The following is a 17027-nucleotide window of genomic DNA, read 5'->3' as shown; positions in this document are numbered from 1 at the left end:
ACCAGACATGGAGAAATCGCCGCAAGCGTTTCGCACCATTTCCGAAGTGTCGGAAGTCATCAACGTGCCCGCGCATGTCCTGCGGTTCTGGGAGAGCCGCTTTAGCCAAGTGCGCCCGGTCAAACGCGGCGGCGGGCGGCGCTATTACCGGCCCGAGGATGTGGACCTGCTGCGCGTGATCCGCGAGCTGCTCTATACCGAAGGGCTGACGATCCGGGGTGTGCAAAAGCTGCTGAAAGAATCAGGCCAAAAGCAACTGATCGAAAAATATGCCGATGGCATCACGATTGACGATTTCGGTGCGACGCAGGATGAGGCCGCTGCTGAGGCCGACAGCCCCGATGAGGCGCTTTTTGACGACATGTCCGGTGTCGAACTCGTGGATGAGACGCCCGAGGATGACAGCCCTGCCCCCGCCCCCATGGCGGCGGAAAAGCGCGCGGCGCTGGCGCGGATCCTTGGCGATCTGGAAACGCTGCGCGGGCGTATGGCCACGCCGGTATCCCTGTCCGATCCCGAATGAAACAGGGCCGTTTCGCGCTTGCCCTCCCCGATCAGATGGGGCATTACACCGCCCAGTGTCGGGCCATAGCGCAGCTTGGTAGCGCGTTCGTCTGGGGGACGAAAGGTCGTGGGTTCGAATCCCGCTGGCCCGACCACTTCACCAAAATGCGGAGGACAGGATGACCGATAATCCGGGTGTCATCGCCTCTCAGGGTATCGCGCGGATGATCGCGGCAGGGCAGATTACGTCCGCCACACCGATCCCCGATCCCCAAATCCAGCCCGCGAGCCTCGATTTGCGGCTTGGCACGGTTGCATGGCGTGTGCGCGCGTCCTTCCTGCCGGGGCGGGGCAACACGGTGGCCGACCGCGCCCGCGATTTCGAGATGCATGAGATTGATCTGAGCCGGGGTGCCGTGCTGGAGAAAGGCTGCGTGTACCTTGTGCCGCTCAATGAAGGGCTGGCGCTGCCCACCACCGTCAACGCGGTCGCCAATGCCAAAAGCTCCACCGGTCGGCTTGATCTATTTACTCGCCTGATTGCGGATCACGCGGTGGAATTTGACCGTGTTGACGCGGGCTATACCGGCCCCCTTTATGCGGAGATCAGCCCGCGCTCCTTCTCCGTCTTGGTGCGGCCCGGGATGCGGCTCAATCAGATCAGGTTCCGGGCTGGCAAAGTGGCGCTTGATGACGCGGCCCTCGCCGCCCTCCATGATGCGGAGACGCTGGTGAATGGTCCCGCGCAGATCGACAATGGCCTTGGCTTTTCGGTCGATCTCAAACCCGGCAAGGGCGATATCGTGGGCTACCGCGCCAAACCGCACACCGCGCTGATCGACCTTGATAAACTTGGGCATTATGCCGTCGATGAGTTCTGGGAGCCGGTGCGGGCGGAGGATGGCCGCATCATCCTTGATCCCGGCGCGTTCTATATCCTTGTCAGCCGTGAGGCGGTCCATGTGCCGCCGCAATACGCCGCCGAAATGGCCCCTTACCTTGCGATGGTGGGCGAGTTCCGGGTGCATTACGCGGGCTTCTTTGATCCGGGATTTGGCAATGCCACTGCGGGCGGTGCCGGATCACGCGGGGTGCTGGAGGTCCGCTGTCATGAGGCGCCCTTCGTGCTTGAACACGGGCAAAGCGTCGGGCGGCTTGTCTATGAGCAGATGCAGGAGGTGCCAGAGCGGCTTTATGGTGCCGATCTGGGCTCAAACTATCAGGGCCAAGGGCTGAAACTGTCCAAGCATTTCAAAGCGCCGGAGTGACCCGACGCTTGGATGAGGTATTTATGGAAAAAAGAAACGATCAGCGATCTTCGCGCCGCTGATCCTGATCGGGCATGGTTTCGCTCATCGGCGCCTTTTTCTTTTGCCCGATCTTTTTGATCTGGCCGGAGGCCGCGTTGATGCCCTGCCGCGTCAGCGTGTTGACGACCTGACGGATCACCATGTTGAGAATGCGTTCGAGATTCATCTGATAGTCTCCGTCCCTCAGTCGAACAATTCGTCCTGATCTTCGTCTTCGTCCTCCTCCCCATCGGGGAGGGTCGGTGCTGGGCGATTGTCCAAAAGGCCCGCCGCCCGCAACTCCTTCAAATCGGGCAGGTCACGCGCATTTTCAAGGCCAAAGTGGTCCAAAAATCCTTGCGTCACGGTAAACGTGACGGGACGTCCCGGTGTTTGACGGCGGCGGCCCAGTTTGATCCAGCCAAGTTCCATCAACAGATCAACCGTACCGCGGGACACGCTAACGCCCCGGATTTCCTCAATCTCTGCCCGCGTCACGGGCTGATGATAGGCAATGATCGCGAGCGTTTCGATGGCCGCGCGGGAGAGTTTGCGCTGCTCCACCGTTTCGCGCTGCATCAGGTGGCCAAGGTCAGGTGCCGTGCGAAACGCCCATTCATCCCCCGCCTTCATCAGCCGCACGCCGCGCCCGTCATACCGCTTTTGCAGCATGGTCAGCACCTGCGCCACCTCGCACCCATGGGGCAGGCGCGCGGCAAGCTCAGCTATTTTCATCGGCTTTGCTGTCGCGAACAGGATCGCCTCGACCATGCGTTCCTGTTCGGCCAGCGGCGGGGCCTCGAAAAGGCTTTCGGGCTCCATCACACAGCCCGTTTTCGCATCTGGATCGGCTCGAACGTCCCAGATTGGCGCAGCTCAAGGCTGCCTTCCTTCGCCAGTTCAAGCGATGCCGCGAAGGTGGCCGCGATGGCGGAGCGGCGCTTTTTCGGGTCGTGCCGCCACTCTTCGGGCAGGAAGCTTTCCAGATCGGACCAATCGACGATGGTGCCGATGATCCCTTTCATGCGGGTCAGCGCCTCCTCCATCGACAGGACAGGCTCCCGCTCGAAATGAAGGGGGCGGAAATCTTCGCGGGTGCGGATCCCCGCATAGGCGCGCATCAGGTCCACCAGAGTGGCCTCATATTCCACGCGGCGGGTGGCGCGGACCTCCTCGATCTGGCCGCGCGGGAAGAAATCCCGGCCAAGCTGATCACGCCCCATGATTTTTGCCGCCGCCCGGCGCATTGCCTCCAACCGTTCCAACTGAAAGGCCAGATGCGCGGCAAGGTCTTCGGCACTGGGGCCGTCCTCCTCGGGGTCGGGCGGCAGGAGAAGGCGGGATTTGAGGTAGGCGAGCCACGCGGCCATCACCAGATAATCCGCCGCCAATTCGATGCGCAGGCGCTTTGCCGCCTCCACAAACACAAGATATTGCTCGGCCAATGCGAGGATGGAGATTTTGCGCAAGTCCACTTTCTGCGTCCGCGCGAGCGTCAAGAGCAGGTCAAGCGGACCCTCATAGCCATCCACATTGATGACCAGCGCTTCGGCCTGCATCCGCTCATCGCGGTTGTCGAACAGGAAATCATCCGGCATCGCGCACCTCCATCAGGGCGGTGACTTCGGCCAGAGCGGTCGCGAAATCAAAGGGTTGCGGGGTGGCGCGGGCTGCAGCGGCAGCATCCGCGCGACGCGCGGCATCACCCGCCAGACGCGGGGTTGCCTCGGCAATTTCCAGCATCTCCGCCCGGTCCGCGTTGCAATGAAGGATCATGTCACAGCCTGCATCAAGGCTGCCTGCGACACGTGCGGCAAACGGACCGCCCAGCGCGTGCATCGACAAATCATCCGTCATCAGCAACCCGTCAAAGCCGATCTCATCGCGGATCAGCCCGATCATGGTTGGCGACAGTGTCGCGCAGCGGTCCGCATCAAACGCGTCATAGACAAGATGCGCGGTCATCGCCATCGGCAGGTCGTTCAGCGCGCGAAACGGGGCGAAATCCACATCGCGCAGCGTCTCAGCCGACACATCGACACGCGGCAGCGACAAATGGCTGTCCCCTGCCGCACGGCCATGGCCCGGAATATGCTTGAGGATCGGCGCGACCCCACCGGCCAAAAGACCATCAGCGACCGCGCGGCCCATCTCCGTCACCGTGTCAACGCTGGTGCCATAGCAGCGGTTTTTGAGGAACGGATGCGTTTGCGGGGTCGCGATATCGGCCAAGGGCGCGCAATTGACGTCAATCCCCAGCGCCAACAACTCAGCCGCCATGATCCGGGAGCGCAGCCAAAAGGCGCGCGCGCGATCGGGGTGCCCATCGGCATAGTGCAGCGCCGGGCTCCACCCTTGCCAATGCGGCGGTTCCAGCCGCGCGACGCGCCCGCCTTCCTGATCAATCAGGATGGGTGCATTGCGGCCCACGGCCTCCCGCAATTGGGTGGTCAGCTTGCGGATTTGATCTGGCGTATCGAGGTTACGCTTGAACAGGATAAAGCCCCACGGGTCACTGTCGCGAAAAAACGCTTGCTCCCATGGGGTCAATTCCAGCCCCTCTGGCCCGAATATCGTGGCGCGGGCGGTCATCGTTTCACCGTGGGGATGCAATCCTGCCCGCGCGATTGCAGCGCGGCACAGGCGGCGCGCGTCTCTGTCCCATCGGCAAACCCGACCGCGCGCAGGCGGAACAGGGTCGCGCCACCAGAATTCACCGGCTCGATATAGCGCTGGAGATTGCCAAGGATGACCGGGTGCGCCTCAACGAAAGACACCCATTGCAGGATCGCGATCTGCTCGGAATCAAACGCGCCAAGCTGGATCAGCGGAGTGCCTGCGGGCACCTGATCGGCGGTCAGCGGCTCCTGACTTCCCGGTGTAATAACCGGGGCGGGCGGCTCCGGCTGGGTCGTGCGCAGGCTCGCGGGGCGCGGGCGCGGGGCAAAGGCGGCGCTTGGGGCCACGGCGCTGTCGGTCGTCGGGGCCTCTGCCAGATCGGTTTCGGGGGCCGCGGCCGGCTCTTCTTCAGTCACAGCTTCGGTCACGGCGGGCGGGATCGGGTCTTCCTCCACCGGGAGCGGCGTTGCGAGTTCGGCCAAGGGCGCGTCCTCCTCCGCCGGGGCAATCGGTGCGGGAGCGAGGGCCACATCGCGGCGGGTTTCGGCCTCGCCCGAGATCAGCGCATTGACCGCGCGGCCCTGATGCGGTGCGACAGTGCCGCCCGGATCATCCGGCACGATCCGCATCGGGCCAAGTTCCGCCTGAATGACCGGGATCTCACCCACATCGCGGGTATAAAGCGACCATCCCCAATACCCGACAACCGCCAAAAACCCGACCGAAAGCGCCGCGCCCAACCAGCGCAACCCCTTCGCTACCGTTCCTTCACGGAGCTCATAATCCGAATCTTCTGCTGCCATATCGCGCATTGGTGCTGTCGCCTGTTGACTGCGTACACTCTATATTGTGTACGACACTGCTCCAACCCCTAAATCCTTGCGCCTCTACAAGGGATGCGGATGCGTTCAGCGCATCTCATTCATCGGGGTGACGCCAAGGATACCAAGTCCTGCGGCAATAACAACTTGCACGGCGCGGATCATTGCAAGGCGCGCTGCGGTTTCCGCGGGCTTATCCTCTTGGATAAAGCGGATCTCCGGCTCGTCATTGCCCCGGTTCCACAGGCCATGCAGCGCTCCGGCAAGGTCATAGAGGTAGAACGCGACCCGGTGCGGCTCATGGCTGTCCGCTGCCTGCTCGACCAGACGCGGGAACTCCGCGACCTTCTGGATAAGCGCAATCTCCGCCGGGTGTTGCAACAGACCCAGATGCGCCGCATCGGGTGCGACGCCTGCCTTGCTCATCACCGAATGCACCCGCGCATGGGCGTATTGGACATAAAAGACCGGGTTGTCCTTGGACTGTTCGAGCACCTTGTCGAAATGGAAATCAAGCGGCGCGTCGTTTTTGCGCGTCAGCATGGTAAACCGCGTGACGTCCTTGCCCACCTTGTCGATCATGTCGCGCAAGGTGACGAAAGTGCCCGCCCGTTTCGACATCTTGAACGGCTCGCCCTTGTTGTAGAGCTTCACCAGTTGGGTGAGCTTGATATCAAGCGGCACTGTACCGCCCGACAGCGCGGACACAGCCGCCTTCATCCGCTTCACATAGCCGCCATGATCCGCGCCGAACACGTCGATCAGCATATCGAACCCACGCTCGACCTTGTCGAAATGATAAGCGATATCGGGGGCGAAATACGTCCAGCCGCCATCGGATTTCTTCACCGGGCGGTCCACATCATCGCCATGGGCGGTGGAGCGGAACAGGGTCTGTTCGCGTGGCTCCCAATCCTCGGGCAGTTTGCCCTTAGGCGGCTCCAGCGTGCCCTGATAGATCAGGCCCTTGTCATCCAGGGATTTCAGCGCCGCCTCGATCCGGCCCGTGCCGTAGAGCGACTTTTCGCTGAACCATTCGTCCATCACCACGCCGAGCGATTTGAGGTCGTCCCGGATCATATCGAGCATGGCCTTGGTCGCGAAATTGCGCACTTCGGCCAGCCAGATGTCCTCCGGCTGATCCATCAGGCTGTCACTGTATTTCGCCTTAAGCGCCTCACCCACCGCGACAAGGTAGTCGCCGGGATAGGTGCCTTCAGGAAATTCGACAGCCTTTCCGTGCGCCTCAAGATACCGCAGATAGACCGACCGTGCGAGCACATCGACCTGCGCGCCGCCATCATTGATGTAGTATTCGCGCGTCACGTCAAAGCCCGCAAAATCCAGCAGGCTCGCCAGCGCGTCGCCAAACACCGCGCCCCGCGTATGGCCCACATGGAGCGGCCCCGTCGGGTTGGCGGAGACGTATTCGACATTAACGCGCTTGCCCTGCCCCAGCGTGGAGCGGCCAAAATTGGTGCCCTGCTCCAGCACGGTGGGGATAATCGCGCGCCATGTGTCTGCCGTGAGCCGCAGATTGATGAAGCCGGGGCCAGCCACCTCGACAGTCTCGACCCGCGCATCGGCGCGCAGCTTTTCTGCCAGCGCCTCGGCAATATCGCGGGGTTTCAATTGCGCCGGTTTGGCCAGCACCATCGCCGCGTTTGTCGCCATATCACCATGGCTTGCATCGCGCGGCGGCTCTACCGTGACGTTGCGCAGATCAAGCCCGTCGGGCAGGCGCCCTTCGGCTGCGAGCGCGGCAAGGCTATCGGTGACAAGCGTGCGAATATCGGCAAAGAGGTTCATCGGTCTACTCTGTGTGAATGCTGCCTCGCGGTGTAGTCCCACCACCGCGCGGGGTCAACGCTGGCAAAGCCGCGCATGCTCCTGAATCGCGAACCGGTCGGTCATGCCCGCGATATAGTCCGCCACGATCCGCGCAAGCGCCGTCTCATCCACGGCGTCCTCCACATCCTTGCGCCATTGTTTCGGCAACAGATCGGTGCGCTCCATGAACAGCGGGAACAAATCGTTGATCATCGCGGTCACATCGCGGCGCATTTCTACCACTTTGGGCGCGCGGTACATGCGGTGGAACAGGAAGCTGCGGATCACCTTCAGATCCTCCCACAGCGCAGGGGTGAAGGCGATGATCGGGCGGCCCGCATGGCGGATATCTTCGACCGACCGGGCGTCAATCTCCGCCAATGCCTTACCGCTGACGGCCAGCACATCCTCCACCAACACACCGAAAAAGCGGCGCAGGGTTTCGTGGCGGCGGCGGTAATAGTTGAGGCCGGGATAGCGGCGATCCACCTCGGCAAAGCAATCGCGCAGCACCGGCAATTCGGCCAGCTCATCGGTCGAAAACAGCTCTGCCCGCAGCCCGTCATGCAGATCGTGATGGTTATAGGCGATGTCATCGGACAGGGCCGCGACTTGCGCCTCCGGCCCCGCATGGGTGTCGAGTTCCAGATCGTGCCGGGCGTTATATTCTGCGAGCGCGAAGGGCAGCGGCCCGGTCACCGGGCCGTTATGTTTGGCGATCCCTTCAAGGGTTTCCCATGTCAGGTTCAGCCCGTCCCATTCCGCGTAATGCCGTTCCAGATTGGTGACGATGCGGATGGCCTGCGCGTTGTGATCGAACCCACCATAGGGCGCCATCAGGGCCTCAAGCGCGTCCTCCCCCGTATGGCCGAACGGTGTGTGGCCAAGGTCATGGGCCAGCGCCACGGCCTCCGCCAGATCCTCGTTGAGGTGCAGCGTGCGCGCAATCGTGCGCGCAACCTGTGCCACCTCAATCGAATGGGTCAGGCGGGTGCGAAAATAATCGCCCTCATGTTCGATGAACACTTGGGTCTTGTGCTTGAGCCGCCGAAAGGCCGAGCAATGGATGATCCGGTCGCGATCCCGTTGGAAAGGCGTGCGATGGGCGCTTTCCTCCTCCGTGAACAGGCGGCCGCGCGTGGCATGTGACTGGGTTGCAAAAGGCGCGCGCATGGATCACTCCGGCAGGGGCACCCTTGCAAGGCAGGGGGCCGGTTTCTACATTGCCTATGTGACACCGCATCGCGTGAGGATCAACCAATGGACATGACCGTACCCCCGCAAGTCTCAGATCGTGCTTTCGCCCGGCTGGCAGAGATCAATGACGGGGCCGACGCCCCGCAGGCGCTGCGCGTGGCCGTGGATGGCGGCGGCTGCTCCGGGTTCCAGTATGACATCAAGCTCGAAGAGCGTGCCGCCGATGACGACCTCGTGCTGGAACGGGACGGGCAAAAGGTGCTGGTCGATCCGGTTTCCCTCCCCTTCTTGTCGAATGCCGTGATTGATTTCAGCGAAGAGCTGATCGGCGCGCGTTTCGTCATCAACAACCCGAATGCGACGTCAAGCTGCGGCTGTGGCACCAGCTTTTCCATGTGACGCCGCGCCCAGGGGCGACAGTCTTTCGTAGCCGTAGGCCGCCATCAGATCGGCGGGCACCTGATCGTTGATCATGCGGATTGCCTCATCATTGAGGGCCGCGCGCCATCCTTCCTGCTGGTAATAGGCCTGAATGTCCGCGACGCTACGACCATCCGATTTGGTATTCTCCACCGGTTCGGGCTGTTCGTCCGCATGGCCAAGGGCGGTCAGGGCCATGGTTGCCTGCGCGACGGGATCGGCCACGAAATCCTCGAACCGGATAAAGGTGGAGGGCACGCCCTCCATCTCCGCCAATCGGGCGAAGCGGCGATAGCTGATCACTTTCTCCACCCAAAGCGCCATGATGCCGGGCATCAACGGCTCCAGCCCTTCCCGCCCCACGGTGGCCCAGGGCCGGGCGAGCAATTCGTCGAGGGTTTCGGGCCGGGGGCCGCGTATGTGATAGGGACGGCGCAGCATCGACACGGCCCATGAATAGGGATTGCGGATCGTGAACACCGCCGCGGCCCCCGCATTCGCGAAACTGCCATCATAGCTGGGCGCTGCGTGTTTCCATTGTGCCAGCGCCCCACGCCGGGCTGCGCGCGTATCGCGTAGAAGGTCGGTGTAGAATTGCCGCCAAGTGCCATCGAAACAGCACTCGATCCGGTCCTGCAACAGCAATTCATCGGGATGCGCCCCGCGCATCACCGGGCCGGGCGTGGTGCGAAACCCGCAGCTTTCGATCATCGCGGCAAGGGCGCGCGTGCCGGTATTCCGTTCCCCAAATACGCGGATCAATTGACGTGACATTCCGGCCTCCCCTGCAATCCATGTCGATGCTGATGAGCCTAGTCCGCCAAACCTTGATACAGGGTTAACGCCCCTTGCCGCGACCCTGCCGCCCCGTTACCGTCGCCCGCGCGGATCAAAGGAGTGGGCCGATGTGGATTGCGAGTTTCAACATCAACGGGATCAAGGCCCGCGCAGGCCAGCTTCCCAAATGGCTGGAAGAGGCGCAGCCCGATGTCGCGGTCCTGCAAGAGATCAAATCGAGCGATGAAACCTTCCCGCGCGGCCTGATCGAGGATCTGGGCTATAACCTTGAAACCCATGGGCAAAAGGGCTTCAACGGGGTCGCGATCCTGTCGAAACGCCCGATGTTTGACGTCTCACGCGGCCTGCCCGGTGACCCGGAGGACGCGCAAGCGCGCTGGATCGAAGCCAGCGTCGAGGGTGATCATGGCGCAGTGCGGGTCTGTGGGCTTTACCTGCCCAATGGCAACCCCGCGCCGGGGCCGAAATATGACTATAAACTGGCGTGGATGGCGCGGTTGCAGGCGCGGGCCGCTGACTTGATCGCCTCCGAAGAGATCGCCGTGATGGGCGGGGATTACAACATCATCCCGCAGGCCGAGGATGCCGCGCGCCCGGATGCGTGGCGGGAGGACGCGTTGTTTCGCCTCGAAAGCCGCGACGCGTTCCGCCGGATCATGACGCTTGGATTTACCGATGCGCTGCGCGCCACCACAAATGCCGCCGAAACCTATACATTCTGGGATTATCAGGCGGGCGCGCGGCAGCGTAATGACGGCATCCGCATTGACCATATGCTGTTGACCCCACAGGCCGCAGACCGGCTCACGGAATGCACCATTGATGCCCATGTCCGCGACTGGGAGAAGCCATCGGATCACGTCCCGATCCGCATTAACCTTGACGTTTAGCGGGTCACATCTCCGCCATAGATCCAATCATATCGTCCCGCGCCAAACCCCGGCGCCACGGCGTTGACCATGCGCATACCAAGCTGCACCAGAGGCCGGACCGGCCCTTCAAGGTGATAGAGCGTCGATTGATCGGCAGAGGCCGCCTGCACTTTGCCCGCCCGTGGCATCCGGGCGGATTGATAGGCCAATAGCCCGGTGGGCACGTCATCTGCCTGCTCCAGCGCTTCGGCCAGAACCCACGCGTCCTCCAGCGCCATCACCGCCCCTTGCGCGAGGAATGGCAGCATCGGGTGCGCCGCATCACCGATCAGCGCCATATTGCCGTCAACCCAACGCGGCAAAACGGGATGCGCGAACAGCCCCCAGAGGAAGGTTTCCTCACAGGCCGCCAGCGTTTCGGTGACAAGCGGGCACCACCCGGCAAAGGCCGCGCGCAGGTTTGCCGGATCATCCGCTTGGGTCCAGCTTTCTTCCGTCCAGGTGTCGCGTTCCTCAATGGCCACGAAATTCACCAGATCGCCGCCGCGCAGGCGGTAGATCACGATATGCTTGCCCGGTCCCATGATGAGGGAGGTCACGGGGGGGACTTTGATGCCGATCCGGCTTGCCGGGATTGTCCCGCGCCATGCGACCTGACCGGTAAAGCGGACCTCCTGCCCTTCCCACATCTGGGAGCGCAGGGCAGAGCGCACGCCATCAGCCCCGATCACCGCATCCGCTGCGACGTCTCCGCCCTCAAGGCGCAATGCGCCGTTCGGCATGTCGAAGCCCAGCGCGGTTTGGCCCAGCGCCACCGTGACACCCGCCGCGCGGGCCGCTTCGGTCAGAATCCGGAGCAGATCCGCGCGGTGCAAATGCAGATAAGGGCGACCCCAGCGCTCCTCCGCCCTGCGGCCCAACGGCACGGTCATCAGAACCGCGCCTTTCTTGTGGGAACAGACATGGATCGCCTCAGGCCGGGTGCCTGCCGCGCGCACGGCCTCCCCCAGCCCAAGCGCGTCGAGCACCGCCATCCCATTCGGCCCGATCTGAAGGCCCGCGCCGACCTCCGCCAATTCCGGGGCGCGCTCATGCACGGTGACGGCGGCCCCCCGCTGCGCGAGCGCAAGCGCGCTTGCAAACCCGGCGATGCCGCCGCCCGCGATTGCGATCTTCTGTCCGTTCAGTGCCATGATGTCCGCTCCCCTCCTATCGGGCAATGCGCCCGCTTGCCCGCCAGTATGCATGCCGCAGGCGCCCTACCCTTGAGCCTGATCAAATCGTGGTCAGCCGCGGTACAAGCAAAACGCCGCCCCGGGTGCGCGAGGCGGCGTTTGACTGTTTCGGTGCGTTTTGGTCAATCAGCGGTCGTCGCGATAGACCTTTTCCTTACGCTCATGACGCTCCTGCGCCTCAAGGCTCATGGTCGCGATCGGGCGCGCGTCGAGCCGTTTGAGGCTGATCGGCTCACCGGTGACTTCGCAATACCCAAAGGAGCCGTCTTCGATCCGACGCAGGGCGCTGTCGATCTTGGCCACCAGTTTGCGCTGACGGTCGCGGGTGCGCAATTCGAGCGCGCGATCGGTTTCCTCGGATGCGCGATCCGCGATGTCGGGGATGTTGCGCGTCCCCTCCTGCATCCCTTCGATGGTGCCGCGGCTGTCATCGAGAAGCGAGCTTTTCCAATCCAGAAGCTTCTGGCGGAAATACTCAAGCTGACGGTCATTCATGAACGGTTCGTCTTCGGCTGGCTTATACTCGGAGCCTTCAACAACGTCTTGTTTCATTGTTTTTCACCCTTGCCCTATGGGTTCGGCCGCCTGCGAATTGGGCCAAACAGGGGGCCATAACCGGTCTATGGCCCCCACATACTGGGGTTTTGAAGGGTTGTCATCCCAAACCTACGGAAAAATGAACAAGCGTTAACACTAGTGGCGATGGGGGCGCTTCACGCCGCGGGCTTCGTCGCACATTCCCCGCTATTGCCGATTGTCGCGCCCGGTTCGCCATGTCATGACTGCGCAGACCCGATGTGAGGAGGACGATATGCGGTTTGATGGCACGAGCGATTACATCTCCACCGATGACCTGACCGTGGCGGTGAACGCGGCGATTGCGCTGGAGCGCCCGCTTTTGGTCAAGGGAGAGCCGGGCACAGGAAAGACCGAGCTTGCCCGTCAGGTGTCCTCCGCACTTGGGTTGCGGATGATCGAATGGTCGATCAAATCCACCACCCGCGCGCAGCAGGGCCTCTATGAATATGACGCGGTGAGCCGCCTGCGCGACAGCCAGCTTGGCGATGCGCGGGTCGAGGACGTGGCCAATTACATCAAGCGCGGAAAGCTTTGGGAAGCATTCGACGCTGATGAGCGGGTCGTGCTGCTGATTGATGAGATCGACAAGGCGGATATCGAATTTCCCAACGATCTGTTGCAGGAACTCGACCGGATGGAATTCTTTGTCTACGAGACCGGAGAGACGATCCGCGCGAAACACCGGCCCATCGTCATCATCACCTCCAACAACGAAAAGGAGCTGCCGGATGCGTTTTTGCGCCGCTGTTTCTTCCACTATATCCGCTTTCCTGACGCGGAAACGATGGCCGCCATTGTGAATGTGCATTTCCCCAACCTGAAGCCCCGCCTTCTGGAGACGGCCCTCACCCAGTTTTTCGAGATACGCGAAACCCCGGGATTGAAGAAAAAGCCGTCCACCTCCGAAGTGCTTGATTGGATCAAGCTGTTGCTGGTTGAGGATCTGGAGCCGGAAGACCTGCGCCGGGACGGGAAAGACGCGCTGCCGAAGCTGCATGGTGCGCTGCTCAAGAACGAGCAGGACGTGCATCTGTTCGAACGGCTCGCCTTCATGGCTCGCTCCCGCGCGCGGTGATCGCGGCCTCAGCCGCGATGCCTTCGGCGAGGCATATTTTAAGAAAGTGAAACCGGGGGTGGCGCGCTGCCCTGACTGCGTTGGATACCTGACATGCTGCAAACCCTCGCCAATCCGATCCTGCCCATCTTTGCCATTTTGGGCATCGGCTTTGTCGCCGGGCGCGTGGGCTGGTTTGATGCAGGCTTTGCCAAGAGCCTCAACCGCTTCGTGTTCTTTATCGCGCAGCCCGCTTTGGTGTTTTATGTCGTCGCACGCGCGCCCTTTGCCGCCTTTGAATGGGGGGCATTGGCGATTTATTTTGTCAGTGAAGTGGCGGTTTACGCGCTGGGCACATGGGTGGCCTACAAGATATTCAAGCGCCCCTTCCGCGAGGCGCTGCTCCTTGGCATGACCTGTGCCTTTGTGAACCATGTGTTCTACATCCTGCCGATTGCCGAGCTGATCTATGGGCCGGATGCGGCCATGCCGATTGCGGGTGTCATCGTGATCGACGTCGCCATCCTGTTTTGCGGAACGATCCTGATCCTCGATATGCTCAAGGCTGGGTCAGCGCGGCCCGTTGCGGTGATGGGGATGATGCTGCGCAATCCGGCCCTGCTGGCGATCCTCGCAGGGATCGGGGTGAATATCGCCGCGGGGCTCGCTCCGCCGGGGCTGTTTACCTTTGCCGAATTTGTCGGGCAGGCCGCCCCGCCAGCATCCCTGTTTGCGCTTGGGATCATCATGGCCGCAGCCAAGTTCTGGCCGATCGGCGGGGCGACCGTCAGCGTTGTCGCGATCAAGGTCATCATCCATCCCATGATCGCCTTTGGCCTGTTCTGGCTGATGCAGACCGAGGTCGAATGGGCCGACATCCTGCTGCTGACCGCAGCAGGGCCATGTGGCGCGATGCCCTTCGTCATTGGCTTGCAGTATGGGGTCAAGACGGACACCATCGCCAAGGCGATCTTGATCTCCACCGTCTTGACGTTGTTCACGCTGGCAGCACTCACGGCCTGACCCAGAAGGAGCCAACCATGCTTACCATCCGACCGCTGACGAAGGACGACGAGGCGCATTGGCGGCGGCTATGGACCGCCTATCTGGCGTTCTATGAAGCGACCGTGAGCGAGGACGTGTACCAATCCACATTCGCCCGGTTGCTGGGCGATGATCCACAGGATTTTTCCTGCCTTCTGGCGGTCGAGGACGGCAGGCCCGTAGGTCTGGCGCATTACCTGTTCCATCGGCACGGCTGGAAGGTGGAGAATGTGTGCTACCTGCAAGACCTGTTCGTCGATCCAGAAATACGCGGCACTGGGGCCGGGCGCGCCTTGATCGAGGCGGTTTATGAAGCAGCAGATGCAGGCGGCGCACCTTCTGTCTATTGGCTGACGCAGGAGTTCAACGCGGTCGGGCGCAGGCTATATGACCGGGTGGGTGTGTTGACGCCCTTCATCAAGTATCAGCGCCCATGATCCATGCGCAGATCAGGACGCCGCGCCTGCTCATCCGCGCCGCGACGCGGGCCGATGCGGGCCTGCTTGCCCAACACATAACACCCGCGATCAGTCGTTGGACAGCCGCGTGGCGCCCTGACATGACGACAGACGCGGTGGAGCAGCTCATCACGCCATGGCTTGAAGGGGCCGCGCGCGGGGACACGTTTCCCGGGATCATCGAGAGGCGGGATCGCGGTGAGATGATCGGCTGGATGAAAATCGGACTGGCAGACGGTTTAGCGGATCTGAGCTACTGGATCGCCGCGCCCGCGCAGCGACAGGGATTTGCGCGCGAAGCGGCGGACGGCACGATCCGGTTTGCCTTTGACACGCTCGGGGCCAACGCCGTTACTGCGGGCGCACAAAGCAGCAATGCAGCGTCTCATGCGCTTTTGGCGGCACTCGGCCTGCGGCCGGATGGCAGGCGCGACGTGTATGCCCCCGCGCGCGACCGGATGGAGCCCTGCGACTTCTGGCGCATCGACCGCCCCGGCTGATTGCATCCCCCCTGCCCCCGGCCTATCTTCCGCGACAGGTTTACAGGAGAGGCTCCATGCTCATTCCAATCGTTTCCCTTGCCGTTCTGGTCGGTGGGTTCTTTGGCGGATATCGCGCGCACAAACGGGGGGGAGAGATCCTCGATATCCTGCAATACGGCTTTGGCCATGCGGTCGCGTTCGGGCTTGTCGCGTTGTTGGGAATGCTGATCCTCGATCTGTTCCTCTGATGTTTCTGACCCTGTTCGACAATATGCGTCGGGCAAAGCTGCCCGTGTCGTTGCGCGAATACCTGTCGTTGCTGGAGGCGATGTCGCGCGGGGTCGTGCAATATGATGTCGAGGGGTTTTACTATCTCGCGCGCACAGCCTTGGTGAAGGATGAGCGGCATCTTGATAAGTTCGATCAGGTGTTTGCCCATACCTTCAAGGGGTTGGACGCCATCAGCACGGGCGACATGCTGGAGGCAATGGGCCTGCCCGAGGATTGGCTGCGCAAAATGGCCGAAAAGCACCTCTCCCCCGAAGACATGGCGGAGATTGAGGCGCTCGGTGGGTTCGACAAGCTGATGGAGACCCTCAAACAGCGGCTTGAGGAGCAGAAAGGCCGCCATCAGGGTGGCTCGAAATGGATCGGCACGGCGGGCACCTCGCCCTTTGGCGCCTATGGCTACAATCCCGAGGGCGTGCGCATCGGGCAGGACAAATCCCGCCACCAGCGCGCGGTGAAGGTTTGGGACAAGCGCGAGTTTCGCAATCTTGACGACAGCGTCGAGCTTGGCACCCGCAACATCAAGGTTGCACTCAAACGCCTACGCCGCTGGGCGCGTGATGGCGCGCAGGAAGAGTTGGACCTTGGTGGTACGATCCGCGCGACGGCGGAGCATGGCTATCTCGACGTGAAAACCCGACCCGAGCGGCGCAACGCGGTGAAGGTGCTTCTGTTCCTCGACGCAGGCGGCTCGATGGACCCGCATGTGAAGGTGGTGGAGGAGTTGTTCAGCGCCGCCCGCGCCGAATTCAAACACCTTGAGCACTACTATTTCCACAACTGCGTCTATGAGGGCGTGTGGAAAGACAACCGGCGCCGCTGGGCCGAGCAGACACCGACTTGGGACGTGCTCAACAAATACGGGCCAGACTACAAGGTGATCTTTGTCGGGGACGCGTCGATGTCCCCCTATGAGGTCGCCATGGCGGGTGGCGCGAATGAACATTGGAACGAGGAGGCCGGGCAAGTCTGGCTCGCGCGGTTGCGGGACAAATGGCCCGATGCGATCTGGATCAACCCAATCCCAGAGCGGCATTGGGGCTATACCCAATCCATCCAGATGATCCGGGAGATTTTTGCGGATCGGATGTTCCCGATGACCCTCAAAGGGCTGGAGTCGGGGATGAAGGAGTTGGGGCGCTAGGGCGCATCCGGTATCACCGCTTTACAAAACTAGAAATATAGTTATATTGAGTCGCATGATGCAGGATCACGATATCGCACATGCGCTTGCCGCCCTTGGCCATGAGGCCCGGCTTGGCGTGTTTCGCCTTTTGGTGCGCGCCGGAAAGGATGGCCTGACGGTTGGTGAGATCGGCACGCATATGGGCCTGCCGCCATCGACGCTTGCCCATCACCTTGGCACGCTCGTGGATGCCGGGCTGGTGGTGCAAGAACGCCACGGACGCAAGATCGTGAACCGGGCCCATTACGCCGCAGTCCGGCGCACTTTGGCTTTCCTGACCGATGAATGCTGCGTCGGGGTCACACTCACTCAGGAGGATGCCGCATAACACGCGGCCTCCTTTTCTTTCGC

Annotated in this window: 21 protein-coding genes and 1 tRNA gene; 12 read left to right on the top strand and 10 right to left on the bottom strand. The window is 62.1% G+C overall.

The features are described 5' to 3' along the window. The first annotated feature begins 7 nt into the window (after positions 1 to 7). The 3 genes from FHS89_RS11855 (at position 8) to FHS89_RS11845 (ending at position 1772) form a co-directional block, all read left to right on the top strand. Positions 8 to 523: a MerR family transcriptional regulator gene (locus FHS89_RS11855; RefSeq protein WP_184011906.1), complete on the top strand. Its 516-nt coding sequence runs from the start codon at positions 8 to 10 to the stop codon at positions 521 to 523. 59 nt (positions 524 to 582) lie between these two features. Continuing rightward, a tRNA-Pro gene (locus FHS89_RS11850) sits at positions 583 to 659 on the top strand. A 24-nt stretch (positions 660 to 683) separates the two neighbouring features. Next, positions 684 to 1772 (top strand): 2'-deoxycytidine 5'-triphosphate deaminase, encoded by a 1089-nt coding sequence (locus FHS89_RS11845; RefSeq protein ID WP_184011904.1) that lies wholly within the window; start codon positions 684 to 686, stop codon positions 1770 to 1772. A gap of 40 nt (positions 1773 to 1812) precedes the next feature. Here FHS89_RS11845 and FHS89_RS11840 read toward each other — a convergent pair whose 3' ends face one another. From FHS89_RS11840 to FHS89_RS11810, 7 genes are all read right to left on the bottom strand, one after another. Next, entirely contained in the window at positions 1813 to 1980 is a 168-nt protein-coding gene (locus FHS89_RS11840) for a hypothetical protein (protein WP_184011902.1), read from the bottom strand. Positions 1981 to 1997: 17 nt separating this feature from the next. After that, on the bottom strand, positions 1998 to 2615 hold the full coding sequence (gene scpB, locus FHS89_RS11835; RefSeq protein WP_184011900.1) for an SMC-Scp complex subunit ScpB: 618 nt from the start codon (positions 2613 to 2615) through the stop codon (positions 1998 to 2000). Beyond that, on the bottom strand, positions 2615 to 3391 hold the full coding sequence (locus FHS89_RS11830; protein ID WP_184011898.1) for a segregation and condensation protein A: 777 nt from the start codon (positions 3389 to 3391) through the stop codon (positions 2615 to 2617). The genes scpB and FHS89_RS11830 overlap by 1 nt, the downstream gene beginning before the upstream one ends. Beyond that, complete coding sequence (locus FHS89_RS11825) at positions 3381 to 4385, bottom strand: glycoside hydrolase family 3 N-terminal domain-containing protein (protein ID WP_184011896.1); 1005 nt, start codon at positions 4383 to 4385, stop codon at positions 3381 to 3383. Before FHS89_RS11825 ends, FHS89_RS11830 begins: the two co-directional genes overlap by 11 nt. Beyond that, on the bottom strand, positions 4382 to 5215 hold the full coding sequence (locus FHS89_RS11820; RefSeq protein WP_184011894.1) for an SPOR domain-containing protein: 834 nt from the start codon (positions 5213 to 5215) through the stop codon (positions 4382 to 4384). Before FHS89_RS11820 ends, FHS89_RS11825 begins: the two co-directional genes overlap by 4 nt. 105 nt (positions 5216 to 5320) lie before the next feature. Further along, on the bottom strand, positions 5321 to 7042 hold the full coding sequence (gene argS, locus FHS89_RS11815; protein ID WP_184011892.1) for an arginine--tRNA ligase: 1722 nt from the start codon (positions 7040 to 7042) through the stop codon (positions 5321 to 5323). Between the two features lie 54 nt (positions 7043 to 7096). Next, positions 7097 to 8236 (bottom strand): deoxyguanosinetriphosphate triphosphohydrolase, encoded by a 1140-nt coding sequence (locus tag FHS89_RS11810; RefSeq protein ID WP_184011890.1) that lies wholly within the window; start codon positions 8234 to 8236, stop codon positions 7097 to 7099. Between the two features lie 93 nt (positions 8237 to 8329). Here FHS89_RS11810 and erpA point away from each other — a divergent pair, with 93 nt between their 5' ends. Continuing rightward, the gene (gene erpA / locus FHS89_RS11805) at positions 8330 to 8659 is read left to right on the top strand and encodes an iron-sulfur cluster insertion protein ErpA (protein WP_184012406.1); all 330 of its coding nucleotides are present in this window, start codon (positions 8330 to 8332) and stop codon (positions 8657 to 8659) included. Here the strand turns inward: erpA and FHS89_RS11800 are convergent. Beyond that, positions 8624 to 9454: a hypothetical protein gene (locus FHS89_RS11800; RefSeq protein ID WP_184011888.1), complete on the bottom strand. Its 831-nt coding sequence runs from the start codon at positions 9452 to 9454 to the stop codon at positions 8624 to 8626. The genes erpA and FHS89_RS11800 overlap by 36 nt on opposite strands. A gap of 131 nt (positions 9455 to 9585) precedes the next feature. Here FHS89_RS11800 and xth point away from each other — a divergent pair, with 131 nt between their 5' ends. Next, positions 9586 to 10368 carry an exodeoxyribonuclease III gene (gene xth, locus FHS89_RS11795; RefSeq protein WP_184011886.1) on the top strand — a complete coding sequence of 261 codons (783 nt, stop codon included), beginning with the start codon at positions 9586 to 9588 and terminating at the stop codon, positions 10366 to 10368. Here xth and FHS89_RS11790 read toward each other — a convergent pair. Both FHS89_RS11790 and dksA read right to left on the bottom strand, forming a co-directional pair. Continuing rightward, on the bottom strand, positions 10365 to 11543 hold the full coding sequence (locus tag FHS89_RS11790; RefSeq protein ID WP_184011884.1) for an FAD-dependent monooxygenase: 1179 nt from the start codon (positions 11541 to 11543) through the stop codon (positions 10365 to 10367). The two genes, xth and FHS89_RS11790, sit on opposite strands and share 4 nt — an antisense overlap. A gap of 168 nt (positions 11544 to 11711) precedes the next feature. Continuing rightward, complete coding sequence (gene dksA, locus FHS89_RS11785; RefSeq protein WP_184011882.1) at positions 11712 to 12137, bottom strand: RNA polymerase-binding protein DksA; 426 nt, start codon at positions 12135 to 12137, stop codon at positions 11712 to 11714. A 259-nt stretch (positions 12138 to 12396) separates the two neighbouring features. Between dksA and FHS89_RS11780 the strand changes: the two genes are divergently transcribed. From FHS89_RS11780 to FHS89_RS11750, 7 genes are all read left to right on the top strand, one after another. Beyond that, complete coding sequence (locus FHS89_RS11780; RefSeq protein ID WP_184012404.1) at positions 12397 to 13239, top strand: AAA family ATPase; 843 nt, start codon at positions 12397 to 12399, stop codon at positions 13237 to 13239. A gap of 93 nt (positions 13240 to 13332) precedes the next feature. Beyond that, positions 13333 to 14241, top strand: coding sequence for an AEC family transporter (locus FHS89_RS11775; protein WP_184011880.1), 909 nt, complete (start codon positions 13333 to 13335; stop codon positions 14239 to 14241). A 17-nt stretch (positions 14242 to 14258) separates the two neighbouring features. Continuing rightward, positions 14259 to 14699, top strand: a complete 441-nt coding sequence (locus FHS89_RS11770) for a GNAT family N-acetyltransferase (protein ID WP_184011878.1) — start codon at positions 14259 to 14261, stop codon at positions 14697 to 14699. Further along, positions 14696 to 15220, top strand: a complete 525-nt coding sequence (locus FHS89_RS11765; protein ID WP_184011876.1) for a GNAT family N-acetyltransferase — start codon at positions 14696 to 14698, stop codon at positions 15218 to 15220. Before FHS89_RS11770 ends, FHS89_RS11765 begins: the two co-directional genes overlap by 4 nt. 56 nt (positions 15221 to 15276) lie before the next feature. Beyond that, on the top strand, positions 15277 to 15450 hold the full coding sequence (locus tag FHS89_RS11760; protein ID WP_184012425.1) for a hypothetical protein: 174 nt from the start codon (positions 15277 to 15279) through the stop codon (positions 15448 to 15450). Continuing rightward, positions 15450 to 16634 (top strand): vWA domain-containing protein, encoded by a 1185-nt coding sequence (locus FHS89_RS11755; protein ID WP_184011874.1) that lies wholly within the window; start codon positions 15450 to 15452, stop codon positions 16632 to 16634. The genes FHS89_RS11760 and FHS89_RS11755 overlap by 1 nt, the downstream gene beginning before the upstream one ends. 55 nt (positions 16635 to 16689) lie before the next feature. Further along, entirely contained in the window at positions 16690 to 17004 is a 315-nt protein-coding gene (locus tag FHS89_RS11750; RefSeq protein ID WP_184011872.1) for an ArsR/SmtB family transcription factor, read from the top strand. Positions 17005 to 17027 lie beyond the last annotated feature (23 nt).

Source organism: Rubricella aquisinus (assembly GCF_014199445.1).
Classification (GTDB): domain Bacteria; phylum Pseudomonadota; class Alphaproteobacteria; order Rhodobacterales; family Rhodobacteraceae; genus Rubricella; species Rubricella aquisinus.
The sequence above is the reverse complement of the archived record's forward strand: the minus strand, read 5'-3'. Positions and strand labels throughout refer to the sequence as shown.